Source organism: Aestuariimicrobium soli (assembly GCF_051192575.1).
Classification (GTDB): domain Bacteria; phylum Actinomycetota; class Actinomycetes; order Propionibacteriales; family Propionibacteriaceae; genus Aestuariimicrobium; species Aestuariimicrobium soli.
This window is the reverse complement of the sequence record NZ_JBPJSQ010000006.1, coordinates 138,535-154,178: the sequence shown is the minus strand read 5'-3', so window position 1 is coordinate 154,178 and position 15,644 is coordinate 138,535. Positions and strand designations below refer to the sequence as shown.

The 15,644-nt window shown below is 70.1% G+C and carries 15 protein-coding genes and 1 tRNA gene; 3 read left to right on the top strand and 13 right to left on the bottom strand.

The window, feature by feature from the left end:
• Positions 1-77: 77 nt before the first annotated feature.
• Positions 78-1,319, bottom strand: a complete 1,242-nt coding sequence (locus ACSDQ9_RS07485) for a sensor histidine kinase (protein ID WP_435145650.1) — start codon at positions 1,317-1,319, stop codon at positions 78-80.
• 167 nt (positions 1,320-1,486) lie between these two features.
• On the opposite strand from ACSDQ9_RS07485, the gene ACSDQ9_RS07480 reads away from it, so the two are divergent.
• Positions 1,487-2,167 (top strand): FxLYD domain-containing protein, encoded by a 681-nt coding sequence (locus ACSDQ9_RS07480; RefSeq protein ID WP_435145647.1) that lies wholly within the window; start codon positions 1,487-1,489, stop codon positions 2,165-2,167.
• A 168-nt stretch (positions 2,168-2,335) separates the two neighbouring features.
• Positions 2,336-2,635, top strand: coding sequence for a hypothetical protein (locus ACSDQ9_RS07475; RefSeq protein WP_435145644.1), 300 nt, complete (start codon positions 2,336-2,338; stop codon positions 2,633-2,635).
• Between the two features lie 80 nt (positions 2,636-2,715).
• On the opposite strand, the gene ACSDQ9_RS07470 is transcribed toward ACSDQ9_RS07475, so the two are convergent.
• The 9 genes from ACSDQ9_RS07470 to ACSDQ9_RS07430 form a co-directional block, all read right to left on the bottom strand.
• Positions 2,716-2,798 (bottom strand) — tRNA-Leu (locus tag ACSDQ9_RS07470).
• Between the two features lie 105 nt (positions 2,799-2,903).
• On the bottom strand, positions 2,904-3,533 hold the full coding sequence (locus tag ACSDQ9_RS07465) for a histidine phosphatase family protein (RefSeq protein WP_435145641.1): 630 nt from the start codon (positions 3,531-3,533) through the stop codon (positions 2,904-2,906).
• Between the two features lie 46 nt (positions 3,534-3,579).
• Entirely contained in the window at positions 3,580-4,836 is a 1,257-nt protein-coding gene (locus tag ACSDQ9_RS07460; protein WP_435145638.1) for an MFS transporter, read from the bottom strand.
• Between the two features lie 190 nt (positions 4,837-5,026).
• A complete protein-coding gene (locus tag ACSDQ9_RS07455; protein WP_435145635.1) occupies positions 5,027-6,154 on the bottom strand; it encodes an ABC transporter ATP-binding protein in 1,128 nt (375 codons plus the stop codon).
• On the bottom strand, positions 6,151-6,966 hold the full coding sequence (locus ACSDQ9_RS07450; RefSeq protein ID WP_435145633.1) for an ABC transporter permease: 816 nt from the start codon (positions 6,964-6,966) through the stop codon (positions 6,151-6,153). Before ACSDQ9_RS07450 ends, ACSDQ9_RS07455 begins: the two co-directional genes overlap by 4 nt.
• The gene (locus ACSDQ9_RS07445; protein ID WP_435145630.1) at positions 6,963-7,886 is read right to left on the bottom strand and encodes an ABC transporter permease; all 924 of its coding nucleotides are present in this window, start codon (positions 7,884-7,886) and stop codon (positions 6,963-6,965) included. The genes ACSDQ9_RS07450 and ACSDQ9_RS07445 overlap by 4 nt, the downstream gene beginning before the upstream one ends.
• Positions 7,883-9,052, bottom strand: a complete 1,170-nt coding sequence (locus ACSDQ9_RS07440) for an extracellular solute-binding protein (RefSeq protein ID WP_435145627.1) — start codon at positions 9,050-9,052, stop codon at positions 7,883-7,885. Before ACSDQ9_RS07440 ends, ACSDQ9_RS07445 begins: the two co-directional genes overlap by 4 nt.
• A gap of 55 nt (positions 9,053-9,107) precedes the next feature.
• Entirely contained in the window at positions 9,108-10,418 is a 1,311-nt protein-coding gene (locus tag ACSDQ9_RS07435; protein WP_435145624.1) for a cutinase family protein, read from the bottom strand.
• Positions 10,419-10,477: 59 nt separating this feature from the next.
• The gene (locus ACSDQ9_RS07430; protein WP_435145622.1) at positions 10,478-10,945 is read right to left on the bottom strand and encodes a YbhB/YbcL family Raf kinase inhibitor-like protein; all 468 of its coding nucleotides are present in this window, start codon (positions 10,943-10,945) and stop codon (positions 10,478-10,480) included.
• A 99-nt stretch (positions 10,946-11,044) separates the two neighbouring features.
• Here ACSDQ9_RS07430 and ACSDQ9_RS07425 point away from each other — a divergent pair, with 99 nt between their 5' ends.
• Positions 11,045-11,800 carry a beta/alpha barrel domain-containing protein gene (locus tag ACSDQ9_RS07425; RefSeq protein WP_435145620.1) on the top strand — a complete coding sequence of 252 codons (756 nt, stop codon included), beginning with the start codon at positions 11,045-11,047 and terminating at the stop codon, positions 11,798-11,800.
• Between the two features lie 115 nt (positions 11,801-11,915).
• Here ACSDQ9_RS07425 and ACSDQ9_RS07420 read toward each other — a convergent pair whose 3' ends face one another.
• The 3 genes from ACSDQ9_RS07420 to ACSDQ9_RS07410 form a co-directional block, all read right to left on the bottom strand.
• The gene (locus ACSDQ9_RS07420) at positions 11,916-12,977 is read right to left on the bottom strand and encodes an ABC transporter ATP-binding protein (RefSeq protein ID WP_435145617.1); all 1,062 of its coding nucleotides are present in this window, start codon (positions 12,975-12,977) and stop codon (positions 11,916-11,918) included.
• The gene (locus ACSDQ9_RS07415) at positions 12,974-14,416 is read right to left on the bottom strand and encodes an ABC transporter permease (RefSeq protein ID WP_435145615.1); all 1,443 of its coding nucleotides are present in this window, start codon (positions 14,414-14,416) and stop codon (positions 12,974-12,976) included. The genes ACSDQ9_RS07420 and ACSDQ9_RS07415 overlap by 4 nt, the downstream gene beginning before the upstream one ends.
• 122 nt (positions 14,417-14,538) lie before the next feature.
• Entirely contained in the window at positions 14,539-15,603 is a 1,065-nt protein-coding gene (locus tag ACSDQ9_RS07410; RefSeq protein ID WP_435145612.1) for an iron ABC transporter substrate-binding protein, read from the bottom strand.
• Positions 15,604-15,644 lie beyond the last annotated feature (41 nt).

Here is a 15,644-nt window from a genome sequence, read left to right as displayed (position 1 = left end):
GAATCGACTCCGACAAATCCTTGCCACGGTCACGCATGGCCACCGTCACACAGGGCCCACGTCACGCAGGGTGGTCGTCAGCGTGACCGCCCCCGCCACGGCAACTCCACCCGCACCCGGAACGTGCTGCCGCCCTGGTCGAGACCGAAGTCGACGCGACCTCCCAGCAACTCCGCCCGCTCGCGAATGCCCAGCAGCCCGCGGGCCCCACCCGGAGCCGGCGGCAGCCCACCCAGGTAGCGGTTGACCGTCTCGATCGCTAGCCCCACGTCGGGACCACCCTGCACCTGCAGCCACACCGGCTCGCCGGGCGCGTGCTTGCGGGCGTTGGTCAGCAGTTCCTGCACCGTGCGGAAGGCAGCCCTTGTCAGCGCCGGATCGGCCCGCTCCGCGTGCTCCACGAAGACCGACGAGCTGACCGACTGGCCGGCCGCGACGGCGTCGCGCACCACCAGCGTCATCTCGCTGAGCGGGATCTCGGGCAGTTCGCTCGCCGAGGGCTCCCGCAGCATGGTGAGCAGCGAGGTCAGATCGTGCATGGCCTCTCCCACGCTCTGGCGCACCAGCCGAGCCGACGCCTGCAGTGCGGGGGAGTCAGCTGCGTGCAGTTCCACCGCGCCGGCGTGCAGACTCAGCAGCGACAGTCGGTGCCCCATGGCGTCGTGCACCTCCCGGGCGATGCGCACCCGCTCCTGTTGCCGCGCGACCTCGTCGCCCAATTGTCGCGACGTGACGTGGGAGCTGTCGGCCTGGGCCGAGGCGACCCGGGCGAGCCGGTGGCCACGCACGGCCAGCCCGGCCCCCACAGCGGCGGCGTAGAACAGGATGGCCGCGATCAGAATCACCAGGGCCGGTACGGGTTCGGACGACGGCCCCGACCCGAGCAGGGCGTGCGCGAAGGACGCCTCCCGGGGTTGGGCCGTCGCATCGAGGGCCACCACCGTCGCCGAGGTGACGGCCACCAGCGCCGCGGTGCACCACACCGCCGGGCCGCGGCGACGAGCCAGCAGGCAGGCGAGCAAGACGTAGGCCAGGGTGTTGCCGATCGGGATGACCAGCGGCGCGACGGCCGCGGCGATCGTCAGCGCGAAGGGCAGGCGATGGCGCCAGAACAGCGCCAGCGGGCTGACCACGCACGCCAACATGGTCACCGCCGACAGCAGCACCAACCAGCCGGGCGCATCGGGTGTGGTGACCCGGTGCACCAGCGGTGAGAAAGCCGCGCTGACGAGGCAACACACCGCCAGCGGGACGATGGCCACGGCGGCTCGCCACCGCGGCGGTCGTCGTCCATCACCCACACTCTGGAACTCGAGCACGACTCGAGCCTAGGAACCGACTCTGACATTTCGCCTCAGCCGTTTGGTGGGTCGTGGGGGTGTGCGCACGAGCCGATCGGACGAGAGCGATGGAGCCGATCGGGCGATGTGGGGGAGGGGGCATGGGCGGTGGACTGGAGTCAGTTCCGATCACACAGGAGTTCACGATGAACCAGCCCGGCCCTCAGCACCCGACGTTTCCTCAGTCCGCGATTTCTGCCTCGCAGCAGCAGCCCGGTCAGCAGTTCCCCGGTCAGCAGTTCCAGGGGCAGCAGTTCCAGGGGCAGCCGTTCCAGGGGCAGCAGTTCCAGCAGCCGCCCAAGCAGCGCAAGCCCCTGCTCAAGCGGTGGTGGGTGTGGGCCCTGGGCGTGGTCGCACTGATCGTGGTGATCGCCTCCGTCAGCAGCGGCGGCGACCAGCCCACCGCGGCACCCGCCGAGGGCGCGGAGTCGTCCGTGGTGGCGGACGAGGCCACCGCGTCGTCCGCCGGCACCTCGGCCAGCGGCGCAGCCAAGGCGACCAACGCTGCTCCGCCGAGCCAGGCCGCGAAGCCGGCCGTGACGAAGGCCCCCGAGCGCCTCACGCTCGACAAGGGGTGGAAGCTCGACAAGTCCAACCCGTACATGGTGCAGGTGGTCGGTTACGTGTCGAACAACACCGACAAGCCCATCGACAACTACGTGCAGATCACGTTCTCGGCGCTCGACAAGAACGGGGCCAACGTGGGCGACTGCCTGGCGAACGCGAACACGATCGACGCGAACGGCAAGTGGAAGTTCGAGGCCTTCTGCACGGCAGAAGCCGACGAGGTGCACACCGTGCGCTTCAAGGAGATCACGGGCTTCTGAGCGGCGGCAGACCCCCGGCGCACAGCCGGGAGTGCGGGCGCGATCCCGGGGGGAGGTCGTGCTCGTGGGGGTCCCGGTCGAATGGGCCGGGGCCCCGCGTCGCGCGCTCAGCGGGTGGGTGCCGGGAGGATCCCCATCTGGGCGTACGCAGGCTTCAGCCGTCGGATCATGGTGGGCGTCGGCCCCCTGCTCGCGCGGCTGATTCACGCCGGGGCCTCGTCCGACCCGATCATCGCCGACCTGGTGGAGACCATCGACCGGGAACGCCGCACCGGCAACGGGCACATGGTGCAGGCGATGGAGGCGGCGCACGGGTTGCCGCCGGGGATGACGCGCGAGCCGGTGATCGACGTGGTCTGGACCCTCACCTCGCCCGAGGTGGCCGACCGGCTGCTGCGGCGCTGCGGATGGACACCCGGGCAGTACGAGCGGCTGCTCGCCACCAGCCTGCAGGCCTTCCTGGCCTGAGTTGCTGGTGGCCTGAGTGGGTGGACAGGCAACGAACGAAGGCCCGGCCCCCATCAAGGGGATCCGGGCCTTCCGTTGCGTGCGCGAGAGAGGAGTTGAACCTCCACGTCCCAAGGGACACTGGCACCTGAAGCCAGCGCGTCTGCCATTCCGCCACTCGCGCAACACTGGATCTCTCCAGCCCCGAAAGGTTAGCACGCACTCCGCGGGCTGCGCACATCGAGGCCGCAGGCGGCCCGGGCAGTCCGGGTCGCCCGGTGAGCGCGCGTCACTCGGACTGCAGGGCCTCCGCCAGCGGCAGCCAGTTCCAGTGCACGATCGCCGGGTTGTGGCGTTCGTACCCGAGGACGCACAGGGCGCCCGCATCGAGGATCAGCTGGGCGCCGAACCGGGGCTCGGTGCGCAACCACACCGACGCCAGCACGCGCAGCAGGTGCCCGTGCGCCACCAGGGCGACGTCGCCGGTCACCAGCGCCGGCATCACCCGATCGATCACCGCCCTCGCCCGCGCCGAGACCTGCTCGATGGTCTCACCGGGTGTCTCCCCGGGCACGACCCCGTCGTCCCACACATTCCAGTCGTAGCCCAACTCGTCGCGAATCTCGGCGGTGGTGCGACCCTCGTAGCCGCCGTAGTCCCACTCGACGAGGTTCGGATCGACCTGGTGGTCACCGAGCCCGGCCAGTTCGGCGGTCCGACGGGCCCGCTGCAGCGGCGAGGCGAGCACCAGCGAGAAGTCGAACCCCGCCAGGTTGGGGGCGATCTCGGCGGCCAGCTTCTCGCCCTTGGGCAGCAGCGGCACGTCGGTGAGCCCGGTGTGCTTCATCGCCTCCGACCACGCGGTCTTGCCGTGGCGGATCAACACCAGCCGGTGCTCGGGAATCGGGCGCGCGTTCATGGCATCACTCAACCACTCCGCGCCACGCCCGCGGGCCGTCCGACGCTCAGATCGGCACGGACCCCTCGCCGACACCGTCGAGCTCGCGCCCGCGACGTTCTGGGACGAGGGCCAGTGTCACCACCAGGTCGATCACGTAGATGGCGGCCAGCAGGGCGATCGCGATTGCGAATCCGCGCCAGCCGACCACCAGGCCGATCAGCCAGGGGGCGAACCCGCCGACGCCTCGTCCGATGTTGAACAGCAGGTTCTGGGCGGTGCCGCGCACATTGGTGGGGAAGAGTTCGGCCGTCAGCGCGCCGTAGCCACCCATCATGCCGTTGACGAAGGCGCCCATCACGGCACCGCCGATCAGCATGGCGATCGGGTCGTCGAGCCGGCTGAACACCACCACCGAGATGGCCGCCCCCACCTGGTAGGCGAGGAACATGGGGCGTCGTCCGATGCGGTCGGCGAGCACCCCGAACAGCAGGATGCCGACGATCATGCCGAGCACCGTCACCGCCGTCCACAACGCCGACTTGTTGATCGAGAAGCCGTGCTGCTTGGCCAGATAGCTGGGCAGCCAGAGCATCAACCCGTAGTAGCCGAAGTTCTGCACCGACGTCAGCACGATGACGGCGATCGAGTGCTTGACCCGGGTGGGCGTCGAGAACAACTCGCGCACCGGGTTCTTGACCCGCTCCATCTGGGTGAACATCTCGGGTTCGTCGACGTGGCGGCGGGTGAAGAAGGCGAGCACCGCGGGGATGGCACCGATCAGGAACAGTCCGCGCCAGCCGATCGAGGGGTTGCTGAGCGCCCACGCCGAGACGCCGGCCGCGAGCAGCACGCCCACCTGCCAGCCGACGGCCACGAACGATGCCGCCCGGGCGCGCCACTTCGCGGGCCAGGCCTCGGTCGCCAGGGTCATGCCGACCCCGTACTCGGCGCCGAGGCCGACGCCTGCGAGGAAGCGGAAGAACAGCAGCCAGCCATGGCTGGGCGACAGGCCGGTGGCGGCGGTGAACACGGCGAAGACCAGGATCGAGATGGTCAGTACCTTCACCCGGCCGATCCGGTCGGACAGCACGCCGCCGACCGCGCCGCCGAGCACGGCACCGATCAGGGTGACGGTCGCCAGCAGGCCCGACTGGCCCGGGTCGAGGGTGAAGTGGGCGGCGATCGCTCCCAGCGAGAAGCTGAGGATGAGCAGGTCGAAGCCATCCATGGCGTAGCCGACGCTCGAGGCGAGCAGGGCCTTGGCGGCGTAGCGACTGGGTCGCTCGTCCGGGGCAACGGGGGTGGTGGGCGCGGCGGACACGATGCCTCCAGCTGGGGGGTGGTCAAAATCGCCGCTCACACTAGCGAATCAAACCGCCCGACACCGCCACAACCCGCACGCAGGCTCGCGCGACCCCCTTGTTGGGCCTCCCACGAAGCCCGCGTGCGGGTTGTGGTGCTCATCGGCCGCACGAGAGATCAGGTGGCAAACAAAAGGGACCAGAAATGCCTCAGTCGACCCGTTGGCCGTCGCGGAAGTACCAGATCTGGCCCAGATCAACCCCGACCCGATCCCCGACCGCCGGCACCTCGGGGTTCACCAGCGACCCGTTCACGTAGGCCACCAGTTCCACCGGCTCACGGCCGACACCGCCAGGCCCAGCCTCCCCACCGGGAGCATCAATCGCCACCCGCACCTCGACGAAGTGTCCGTGGGGAGTCACCCGGGTCACCTCGCCGATCCGGCCCACCTCACCGCTCCGGGACGACCCCCCGCCGGCAACCCCGCACCCAGCCGGCACCAGCCGCACCGCCTCGGGGCGCACCGCGGAGACGAGGCCCTCGTCCGCCCCCGTCGTCGACAGCCCCGACGCCGTCAGTCGGCCGGGCACCTTGGTGACCGACCCGACGAAGGTGGCGACGAACTCAGTGCGCGGGTTGGCGTACAACTCACCCGGGGCCGAGACCTGCTCGATGCGGCCGTCGTTCATCACCGCGACCCGGTCAGACATGGCCATGGCCTCGTCCTGGTCGTGGGTGACCATCACGGTGGTGATGCCGAGCCGCTGCTGAATCTCCCGAATGTCTTCGCGCACCCGCACGCGCAGCTTGGCGTCGAGGTTCGACAGGGGTTCGTCGAGCAGCAGCACCGCTGGCTCCTGCACCAGCGCCCGCGCCAGGGCGGTGCGCTGCTGCTCGCCGCCCGAGATGCGGGCCGGGCGGGAGTCCTTGTGGTGCAGCAAGTTGACCAACGCGAGCACGCGCTCGACCCGCTCGGTGATCTCGGCGCGCGGTCGCTTCTTCAGCTTCAGCGGGAAGGCGACGTTCTTGGCGACGGTCATGTGTGGCCACAAGGCGTAGTTCTGGAACACCATCGCCGACGGACGACGCTCCGGCGGCAGGCTGGTGACATCGCGCGAGCCCACCGTGACGGTGCCGCCGTCGGGTTCGAGGAAGCCCGCGATCATGCGCAGGGTGGTGGTCTTGCCGCAGCCCGAGGGCCCCAGCAGGCACACGAGTTCGCCGGCGGCCACGTCGAGCGACAGGTTGTCGACGATGGTGCGGCCACCGAGGTTCTTGTGCAGTCCGTCGATCACCAGGCCGGAGCCCAGATCGTCCGGCATCACGGTCTCACTCACTTGATCTGGAACCCTTCGGCCAGTTGCCCACCCATGATCTGCTTGCGCACCAGCATCAGCAGCCCCACGGAGGGAATCGTCAACAGAATCGAGAACACGGCCGACACCTGCTTGGGGTAGTTCAACACCAGCGAGTACATCTGGGTCGGCATGGTCATGTAGTCGGGGGCTCCCACCAGATAGGTGCCCTGGGCCTCGTCCCAACTGGCGATGAAGCTCATGATCGCGGCCACCATGATCGCAGGCAGCGCCATCGGCAGGGTCACCGACCAGAACACCCGCAGCGGGCCGGCGCCGGCGTCGCGGGCGGCCTCCTCGAGCGAGCGCGGCACCGACGAGAACGCGGCCGCCGGAATCCAGGTCATGAACACCACCGTGCCCAGCACGTGCACGATCAGCACGCCCACCACCGTCTGCATCAACTGCAGCGCGTAGAACAGGCTGGCGATGGCCACGAACAGCCCCATCTTGGGGAAGGCGTTGACCGCGAACAGCGTCACCAGCATGAACCGGCGCCCCGGGAACTGGTAGCGGCTGAAGGCATAGGCAGCCGGCAGGCAGATCGCCGCCGAGATGGCCACGGTCAGCACCGCGAAGGTGATCGAGTTCTGCAGCGCGATGGTCATCATCGGGTCGTCGACGACCACCCGCCACCAGCGCAGGGTGAAGCCGCTGGGCCACAGGTTCGGGTAGGTCCACTCGGTCGCGAACGCCCGCGAGGCCAGCCACACCAAAGGCCCGAGGATGAAGACCGCCAGCAGCACCATGAACAGGCTGACCGACACCTTGCCGACAGCGCGCCAACCACTCATGCGCCCGACTCCTTGCTCGATCGGAAATTGGCCCAGATGTAGGCCAGGGCGATCAGTGAGGCGGCGGCGAACACCACGACGGCCATCACGATCGACTGCTGCGGCTGGTTGTAGGCCGTGAAGTAGTTGGCCATGTCGACGCCCAGCATGGTGGGCGCGTTGGGCCCGGTGAAGTAGGGCACGGTGAACGAACCGATGATGCCGATGGCCGTGAACGTGGCCGCGATCACGATGGGCACGAACGCCATCGGCAGGATCACCGAGAACGTCGTGCGGACGAGCCCGGCGCCCGAGTCGCGGGCGGCATCGATGAGGGAGTCGGGCACCGCCTGCACCCCCGAGGCGCACATCAGCACCGCGAACGGCAGCGAGCACCACACCTGGGCGATGATCACCGCCGTGATCGTGTAGCCGAAGCTGGGCCCGTCGACCCCGAACTGGGCGAACAGCGAGCGCAGGAAACCGTCGGGGGCGTAGAACATCAGCACCGACCACGACGCGATGACCACGGGGATGAACTGCGGCACCACCGCCAGCGTCGTCAGCGCCTTCGCCGCCCACCCGCCGGCGAGCCGTAGGTAGAGCGCGATGATCAGCGCCAACGCCAGCACGATCACCGTCGAGACGGCCGTGACCAGCAGCGTCACCGCCAGATCGGTCTGGAACCGCTGGTTGGTGAGCATCTGCCGGTAGGCGCCCAGCGTGCCCCACCACTGGGTCTTCTCGAACTGGTGCTGGGCGATCAGCGCCGTCGTCCGGTTCAACCCGCCGGTGTGTCCCAACGAGTAGCCGACGGCCAACACGATCGGGAAGCCGGTGAAGGCGGCCACCAGCAGCAGCGGCGGCGAGGCCATCAGCAGGCCGCGCAGCGACCTCGTCCGGGCTCGCCGTCGCCGACTGCGGGTGACGGTGACACTCACTTGCCGGGCACCTGCTGGTCCCACTGCGCCGACATGTCGTTGCCGACCTTGTCGAGGTAACCCGGGCGCAGCACGTCGGGGTGGGCCTCCTTGAAGATGGCCTGGGTCTCGGCGGGCAGCTTCTCGAGCGGGATCACCGGGAAGCCGGCGATCTGGTTGGCGATCAGCGCCTGCGACTCGGGCGAGAGCACGAAGTCGGCGAGCTTGAGCGCATCGGCCTTCTTCTTGCTGGCCGCGACGACACCCAGGTAGGCGGCCCCACCGGTGAAGCTGGGGTTGGTGATCTGGGTCGCCTTGATCTTCTCGGGCACCAGGCCGGTCTTCTGCCCCGAGATGAACTGGTCGCTCCACGCGGTGCACATCGAGATCTGGCCGCTGGCCAGCAGTTCCAGCACCTGCGAGTTGCCGTTGGGGTAGACACCCTTCTGGTAGATCGACGGGCCGAGGGCCTTGAGCTCGGCGAAGCCCTTCGACCAGCCCTTCATCGCCTCGGTGTCGTAGGTGGTGCGCAGCGTGTCGGCGGCCGCGGGGTCGAGGAACTTGTCGAGCACCGTGGTGACCCAGGCGCTGCCGGACCCACCCGACTTCGGCGGGCAGTAGGTGAACTGACCGGGGTTGTCCTTGATCCACGCGAGCACCTCGTCGAGCGTGGCCGGCGGGGTCGTCACCTTGTCGGGGTTGTAGGCCAGCAGCACGGACGACCCGCGGTACGGAATGCCGCCGCCCTTGCCGGCCGCCACCACGTTCTCGGGAACCCCGGCGAGGTTGGGCACGTTGGCCGTCGACACCTTCTCCATCACGCCCGCCTCCGCGAGGCCCGTGACGAAGCCGGCGTCGACCAGGTCGATGCCGGAATCCTTGCCCTGGCTCTGGGCGGCGGTCAGCTTCGCCTGCGTCTGCGCATCGTGCTCACCGTGCAGGTCGAGCTGCACCTTCACGGAGTAGCCCGGGTTGGCCTTGACGAAGGCGGGAATGAGCGCCTTCTCCCACAGCTCCTGCATGTTGGTGTCGCCGGAGAGGAAGACGGTCAGGTTGGTGCCCGAACCCGAGTTGCCCGAGGCGGACGAGCCCGGATTGGCGTCGGTGGACTTCTTGGCGCAGCCCGCGACGGCGGTGGCCGCGCCGGCGGCGGAGAGGGCGAGCAGGGTGCGACGTGCGAGGGTCATGGGGAAACTCCTGGTGACGTGGGGCTCGAGGGACCGGTGGGGTACGTCGTTGACCCTAGGCCCGTGGGGTGCCATTCGGCAGCGGTTCGGAGGACTCCCGGTGATCGGGCGATGAACTCGCGGTGACCGGTGATCGGGGCGAGTCGGCGGACGAGGCCGACGCCCCGGCGACGGGCCGGCGGGGGCGGGACGGCCGTCGTCCGGCTCGGTGACCGAGCGCGAAGGCGACCACCAGCAGCGGTAGCGCGGCCGCGACGGCGACGCCCACCAGCCACCACTGCCGGTCGACCGTCACCTGCACGGTCGGCTGCGGACGCGCCGCCGAGCTGGGCTCGGACGAGGCGCTGGCCGGGGGAGCCGCGATCGGGGGCAGGGCGGCGATCGCGGTGCTGGCCGCCTCGATGGTCGGCGCCAACACCTCGGGCGTGTACCCGGAATGGATGGGCCGCGTGCGATCGATCTCGGCCGACAGGGTGGTCGCCTGCACCATCACCTGCGCCATCGACTGCCCGGCATCGCAGACCAGGTCGCCGGCCTGACAGACCGAGTAGGTGCTCTGGTAGGCCAGCGGCGGAATCTCGGCGTGCTGGGCCACCATGGCCGCGCGAATGTCGGCGACGTCGAAGGTGCCCTGGTAGAGGTTGATGGTCGTCTGGATGAGGGTGCGCACCGCCTGGTCGCGGTCGGTCTGGCCGCCGCGTCGGGCCTGCTCGCGCAGCAGATAGAGCATGGCTCCCAACCCGATGGCGTTCTGCGACGCCGACCCGGAGATCTCGCGCACGCTCTGCCCAGGGTAGTGGCTGGGGTTGCCCACCAGGATCGCGGCGGCCAGCCGGGCGGGGGCCTCGGGTGCCGACCCGAGAGCGGCGGTGATCACCTGGGCGCCCTGCGAGAAGCCGGCCAGGATCGTCCGTTCGGCGGGGCAGCGGGAGGCCTGGTCGGTGAGCAGGGTGGCGAGCCGGGTGGCGCCGGTGCGGGCCGAGGTGAAGTACTCGGTGGAGGGCATCGGCTGGTCGAGCAGCAGCGACGCCATCGGCACCCCGGTCAGGGTGTGCGGATCGGCGGCCGGGTAGTCGAGCCACACCTGGCGGACCGACCCCGTCGTCCATCGTTCGGCGAGGCCGTCGCGCACCCGCGTGACCGTCGGCCCGTACCCGGCGGGCTCGCCCGAGCCGCGCACGCCGACGAACAGGAAGTCGGCGCAGGCCTGGTCACCGACGGCGGACGAGGCCACCGGCGTGCCCGACCAGGCCTCGGGGGCCGCGGCCGCCGGGGTGGGGCGGACGACCGCGCCGACCAGCGCCAATGCCGTCGCCACGGCGGCCACCAGCAGGCGACCCAAAGCGGACGAACGGTGCAGGCTCATGCCTCCCATTCAACCCCACCCCGCTCGCCGGCCAGGAGCGCGGGGGCGCCGGACCGGCCTCATGCCTCCGGCTGGGCGAAGGTCGCGGTGAAGCTCGCGCTGTCCAAGGCCTGGGCCAGCACCGTGAACCGCACCTGCGCCGAGGTGGCCTCGTCGGGCAGGTCGAGGCGTTCCACCGGCAGCGCGTACACGGTGTGCACGTAGCGGTGGGCCGGTCCGGGCGGGGGGCAGGCGCCGCCGTAGCCGCGATACCCGTAGTCATTGATCCATTCGCGGGCGCCGGCCGGCAGGGGCCCGCCCTCGTCGACGCTGGTGATGGTGGCGGGCAGGTCGATGGCCACCCAGTGCCACCAGCCCGAACCCGTCGGCGCGTCGGGGTCGTAAATGGTGATGGCGTACGAGGCGGTGCCCTCGGGGGCGTCGCTCCAGCGCAGGTCGGGGATGACGTTCTGCCCGCCGGAGCCCTGCTCGGTGTACTTCAGCTCGATGGCGGAGTCGGCGGGAATGCCGGTTGACTCGAGTTTCATCAGGCCCTCCATGGGTCGGTTCCGATGCCTCGAGGCTAGCCCGCGCGGCCGAGGCGCGGGCCGGTTCGTGCACTCCGTGCCCACTGGCATGATGGGCGCATGACCGACGCCCTGCCCGCCTGCCTCGCCGAGCCTCGCATCGTGGCGGCGCTGCCCGCTCGTCCGATGGAGCAGGCCTCGTTCCTGCGCGTGGGAGCCGTGCTCGAGATTCTCGCCCAGCGGGGCTTTCGCACCGTCTCACTGCACGTCAGCAATGCCGCGTGGTTGGACGACCTCGTGCCCGTCTTCGGCGCCCGGCTCGCCTTCGGTCTGCACGGTGCCCTGACGGTGGACGACCTGGGTCTCGAGAAGCAGCCGGCGTTCGTGCTGGCCAACAACGCCGACCCCGAGCTGCTGGAGGCCGGGCGCGCGGCCGGGGTGACGGTGCTGCCGGCCGCCCTGACGCCGAACGAGTTGCTGGCGGCGAGCCGGTTGGGGGCGCCGGCGGTGCAGGTGCTGCCCGCCGACGTGATGGGTGGCGCCTACGGGGAGTCGCTGCAGCACGTGCTGCCCGCCGGGGTCGCGCTCGTGCCGCGCGGTGGGCTGGGAGCTTGGGCGCTCGGTCGCTGGTTCAAGGTGGAGGCTCCCGTGTGCATCGCGGACGACACCCTGTTCGCCGACGCCTTCGAGCCCGACGGCAACCTCGGCCAACTGCGTGACCGTTGCGCGAGCTTCCTTGACCAGGTGCCCGAGGTTCAGGTGCCCGAGGTTCAGGTGCCCGAGGTTCAGGTGCCCGAGGGCCAGGTGGCCGAGGGCCAGGTGCCCGAGGGCCAGGTGGCCGAGGGTCAGGTGCCCGAGCCGGCCGCAGGCGAGTAGAACCACACACACTCGAACGAAAACGTGCGGCCCTCAGGAACTTTCCTGGGGGTTGAACCCTTTGATGACGGTTTGTGGACGTGATGCCGGTTTGTGGACGAAGGTCTCGTGGCTCTCAGGCGTGCTGCGGAGCGCTCGGCACCACCAGGGCTCGTCCGATCAGGCTGATCGTCATGCGATCGCCCACGCGCAGCGGCTGATCCGTCGACACCCGGAAGGTGGGTCCGTCGGCCGACGCCCCGGCCTCCGGCACCGGGCCCAGCGTCAACCGACGATGGTCCCCGTGGAAGGCCAGGGAGCGCACCACCCAGCGACCGTGCAGGTCCAACTTGGCCGCCACCTGGTGGGGGCGTGCGATCACCGTCGCTCGTCCCTCGGGCACGCCCATGGCGGGCACCGGTCCGATCACGGTCTCCGCCACCCCGGCTCGCACCACCGCGTCGAGTTCGAGGGTCGAGCCCAGCAGGCGCGCGGTGGCCACGTCGACGGGGCGTTCATAGACGACCTGCGGCCCACCCACCTGGCGCAACTCGCCGGCTTCGAGCACGGCCACCAGGTCGGCGAAGGCCAGCGCCTCCTCCTGATCATGGGTCACCAACAGCGTGGTCACGCCGGCCTCGCGCAAGACCTCGCCGACGAGGTCGCGCGTCGCCTCACGCAGATGGGTGTCGAGTGCCGAGAAGGGTTCGTCCAGCAGCATCACCGCTGGTCGGCGGGCCAGAGCGCGGGCCAGCGAAACCCGTTGTTGCTGTCCGCCCGACAGCTGGTCGGGGCGGCGAGCGGCCAGATCGGCCGACAGGTTCACCGTCTGCAGCAGCTCGGCGACGCGCTCGTCCGTGCGTTCACGTCGCGGGAGGCCGAAGCCGACGTTCGCGCCCACGCTCAGGTGGGGGAACAGGGCGCCGTCCTGCGAGACGTACCCGATGGAGCGCTTGTTGGGCGGCACCCACACCGACCCGCAGACCGGCACCCCCTGAATGCTGATGTCGCCGGCGGTGGGCGGTTCGAAGCCGCCGATGCACCGCAGCAGGGTGGTCTTCCCGCTCCCGGACGGCCCGACCACCGCCAACACCGAACCCGCCGGCACGGTCAGGTCGATGCCGTGGAGCACCTCGGTCGAGCCGTAGGCCGCCCTCACCCCCCGGACGACGAGGGCGTCGCTGACGGAGTCGATCACGGGCGGTCTCCTCGCGTTTCGCGGAACAAGATGATCGTCATCGGCACCGACAGCACGATCAACGCGAGTGCGTACGGCGCGCTCGCAGGGTAGTCCAGTTCGCTCGACAGCGACCAGAATCGCGACGCCAGCGTCGAGGTGCCTGTCGGCGCCAGCAGCAACGTGGCGGTGAGTTCGCCGGCGATGCCCAGGAAGGCCATCGACGCGGCGGCCCCGAAGGCCGGTGCCAATAGGGGAATCGACACCCGCGCCAGCGTGGTCACCGGCCCCCGCCCGAGCGAGCGGGACGCCTCACCCAGGCCGGTCGGCACCTGCGCCATGCCCGCCCGCAGGCTGGCGACCGCCCGCGGCAGGAAGAGCACCACGTAGGCGGCGATCAGCAACAAGGAGGTCTGGTACACCGGTCGCGCCCACCGGATGGCGACCGTCACGAACGCCAGCGCGACCACGATGCCGGGCAGCGAGGCGCAGATGAAGGCCACGCCCTCCAGGGCCCGGCTCCACCGGGTCGGACGACGCACCGACAGCCACGCCAGCGGTCCGGCGGCGAGGCAGGTCGCCACCGCTCCGACCCCCGCGAGCGCCAGCGTGCTGCCGATGGCCGGCACCAACGCGGAGTCGAGCTCGACCCCCACCGACAGCCAGTGCGCCAACGACCACACGGGCACGCCCAGCGCGGCCCCGAGCAGCGCGACTGTGCCCACCGCGACCGGGACGATCCACCAGCCGAGCCCGACCCGGCGCTGACGGCGGGCCACCCCCGAACCCAACCGGGCGTGGCGCTGTCGTCCTCGCACCGCCGTCTCACCGGACAGCACCACCAGGCACAACAGCACGAGCACCCCGGCCAGCATCGAGGCCGCCGGGGCCGCGAAGGTCGAGCGGAACTGGTCGTAGATCGCGGTCGTGAACGTGTCGTAGCGGACGAACGCGAACGCCCCGTACTCCGCGAGCAGGTGCAGCGCCACCAGCAGGGCTCCACCCAGCACGGGCAGCCGCAGCTGGGGCAGCACCACGCGCAGCAGGGTGCCCCGGGCGGTGAGACCGAGCGCTCGTCCGGACTCTTCGAGGGCGGGGTCGAGGCGGCGCAGGGTGGCGAGCACCGGCAGGTAGACGAACGGGAAGTAGCTGATGGTCGCGATCAGCGAGGCGCCGGCGAGCCCGGCGATCGAGGGCCACACCGTCGCCCAGGCGTAGCTCATGACGAACGCCGGAACGGCCAGGGGAGCCACGAAGGCCGCCGACAACCAGCGCGGCACCCGCGTGCGCTCGACCAGCAGGGCGGCTCCCGTGCCGATCACCACGGTCGCCGGCACCACTACCAGCAACAACGCGATGGTGTTGCCCAGCAGCTCCGCGACCCGCGGGCGGAAGACCAGTCGACGGATCAGAGCGGGACCGGCGTCGATCGTCGCCGCGACGATGAATCCGATCGGCACCAGACACAGGGAGACGACGAGCACCGCCGCCGCGATGGTGACCGGAACGTGGTCAAGCGGCGACGGTGTGCGTCGGGGGGCTCGGGACAACCGGTCCCGGCCCGGGCTCAGGGTGGTCGACGTCAGAGAAGTCCTGCCGACTGCATGAGCTCAACGACCTTGGGGCTGTTCAGGGTCGCGGGGTCGATCTTCGGCGCACCCAGCTCCGACAAGGGCTTGAGCTTGGCGTTGGCCGCGACCTCGGAGGCGACCGGGTACTCGAACGAGGTGCCGTCCTTGAGCACGGTCTGGCCGGCCTTGGCGGTGATGTGCGCCAAGAACTGCTGGGCCGCGTCGGCATTCTTCGAGCTCTTCAGCACACCGCCGCCCGAGACCGACACGAACGCCCCGGGATCGGAGTTGCCGAAGTAGTGCAGGTTGACCTTCGCGCTGTTCTGCCCACCCTTGGCCTGGTCGCCGAAGTAGTAGTAGTGGTAGATGACGCCCCCCTCGAACTCGCCAGCGTTGACGGCCTTCATCACGGCCGAGTTGCCCTTGATGGCGGTCGAGTTCTGCTTCATGGCCTTCAGCCAGGCAAGGGTCTCGTCCTCGCCCTTGAGCTGCAGGATGGCCGAGACGATGGCCTGGAAGTCGGCGCCCGACGGAGAGGCGGCCCAGCGGCCCTTCCACTCCGGCTTGGCGAGATCCATGATCGAGGTGGGCAACGTCGACTCGTTGAGCTTGTCGGTGTTGTAGACGAAGACGGTCGAGCGGGCGGCGATGCCGGTCCAAGCGCCGGTGGTGGGGCGGTACTGCTCGGGCACCTGGCTCAGGATCTCGTCGTTGACGGGCGCGAACAGGCCGGCGTTCTCGACGATGGTCATCGCGGGGGAGTTCTCGGTCAGGAAGACGTCGGCCGGCGACTTGTCACCCTCGGCGACCAGCTGGTTGGCCATCTCGGTGTCGGACCCCTGGCGCACCTCGACCTTGATGCCGGTGGCCTTGGTGAAGCCGTCGATCCACTCCTGGGTCAGGGACTCGTGCTGCGCGTTGTAGACGGTCAGCGTGCCGCCGGCGGCGGCTCCCGAGGTGGTCGACCCGCCGGACGAGGGGGTGGCCGACGGGCTCGAGCACGCGGCCATGGTGGCGGCGGTGACGGTGGTGGCGGCGGCTCCGAGAAGGGCGCGGCGGGTCAGGCGGAAGCTCATGCAGACAAGGCTTGCCTAACCTGCGGCAATTAGGCAAGTTG

Excerpts from the sequence above, each read along its gene's own strand:
- ACSDQ9_RS07480 (WP_435145647.1), top strand. The coding sequence starts at position 1,487 with ATGAACCAGCCCGGCCCTCAGCACCCGACGTTTCCTCAGTCCGCGATT.
- ACSDQ9_RS07475 (WP_435145644.1), top strand. The coding sequence starts at position 2,336 with ATGGTGGGCGTCGGCCCCCTGCTCGCGCGGCTGATTCACGCCGGGGCC.
- ACSDQ9_RS07465 (WP_435145641.1), bottom strand. The coding sequence starts at position 3,533 with ATGAACGCGCGCCCGATTCCCGAGCACCGGCTGGTGTTGATCCGCCAC.
- ACSDQ9_RS07450 (WP_435145633.1), bottom strand. The coding sequence starts at position 6,966 with ATGAGTGGTTGGCGCGCTGTCGGCAAGGTGTCGGTCAGCCTGTTCATG.
- ACSDQ9_RS07440 (WP_435145627.1), bottom strand. The coding sequence starts at position 9,052 with ATGACCCTCGCACGTCGCACCCTGCTCGCCCTCTCCGCCGCCGGCGCG.
- ACSDQ9_RS07435 (WP_435145624.1), bottom strand. The coding sequence starts at position 10,418 with ATGAGCCTGCACCGTTCGTCCGCTTTGGGTCGCCTGCTGGTGGCCGCC.
- ACSDQ9_RS07430 (WP_435145622.1), bottom strand. The coding sequence starts at position 10,945 with ATGAAACTCGAGTCAACCGGCATTCCCGCCGACTCCGCCATCGAGCTG.
- ACSDQ9_RS07425 (WP_435145620.1), top strand. The coding sequence starts at position 11,045 with ATGACCGACGCCCTGCCCGCCTGCCTCGCCGAGCCTCGCATCGTGGCG.
- ACSDQ9_RS07410 (WP_435145612.1), bottom strand. The coding sequence starts at position 15,603 with ATGAGCTTCCGCCTGACCCGCCGCGCCCTTCTCGGAGCCGCCGCCACC.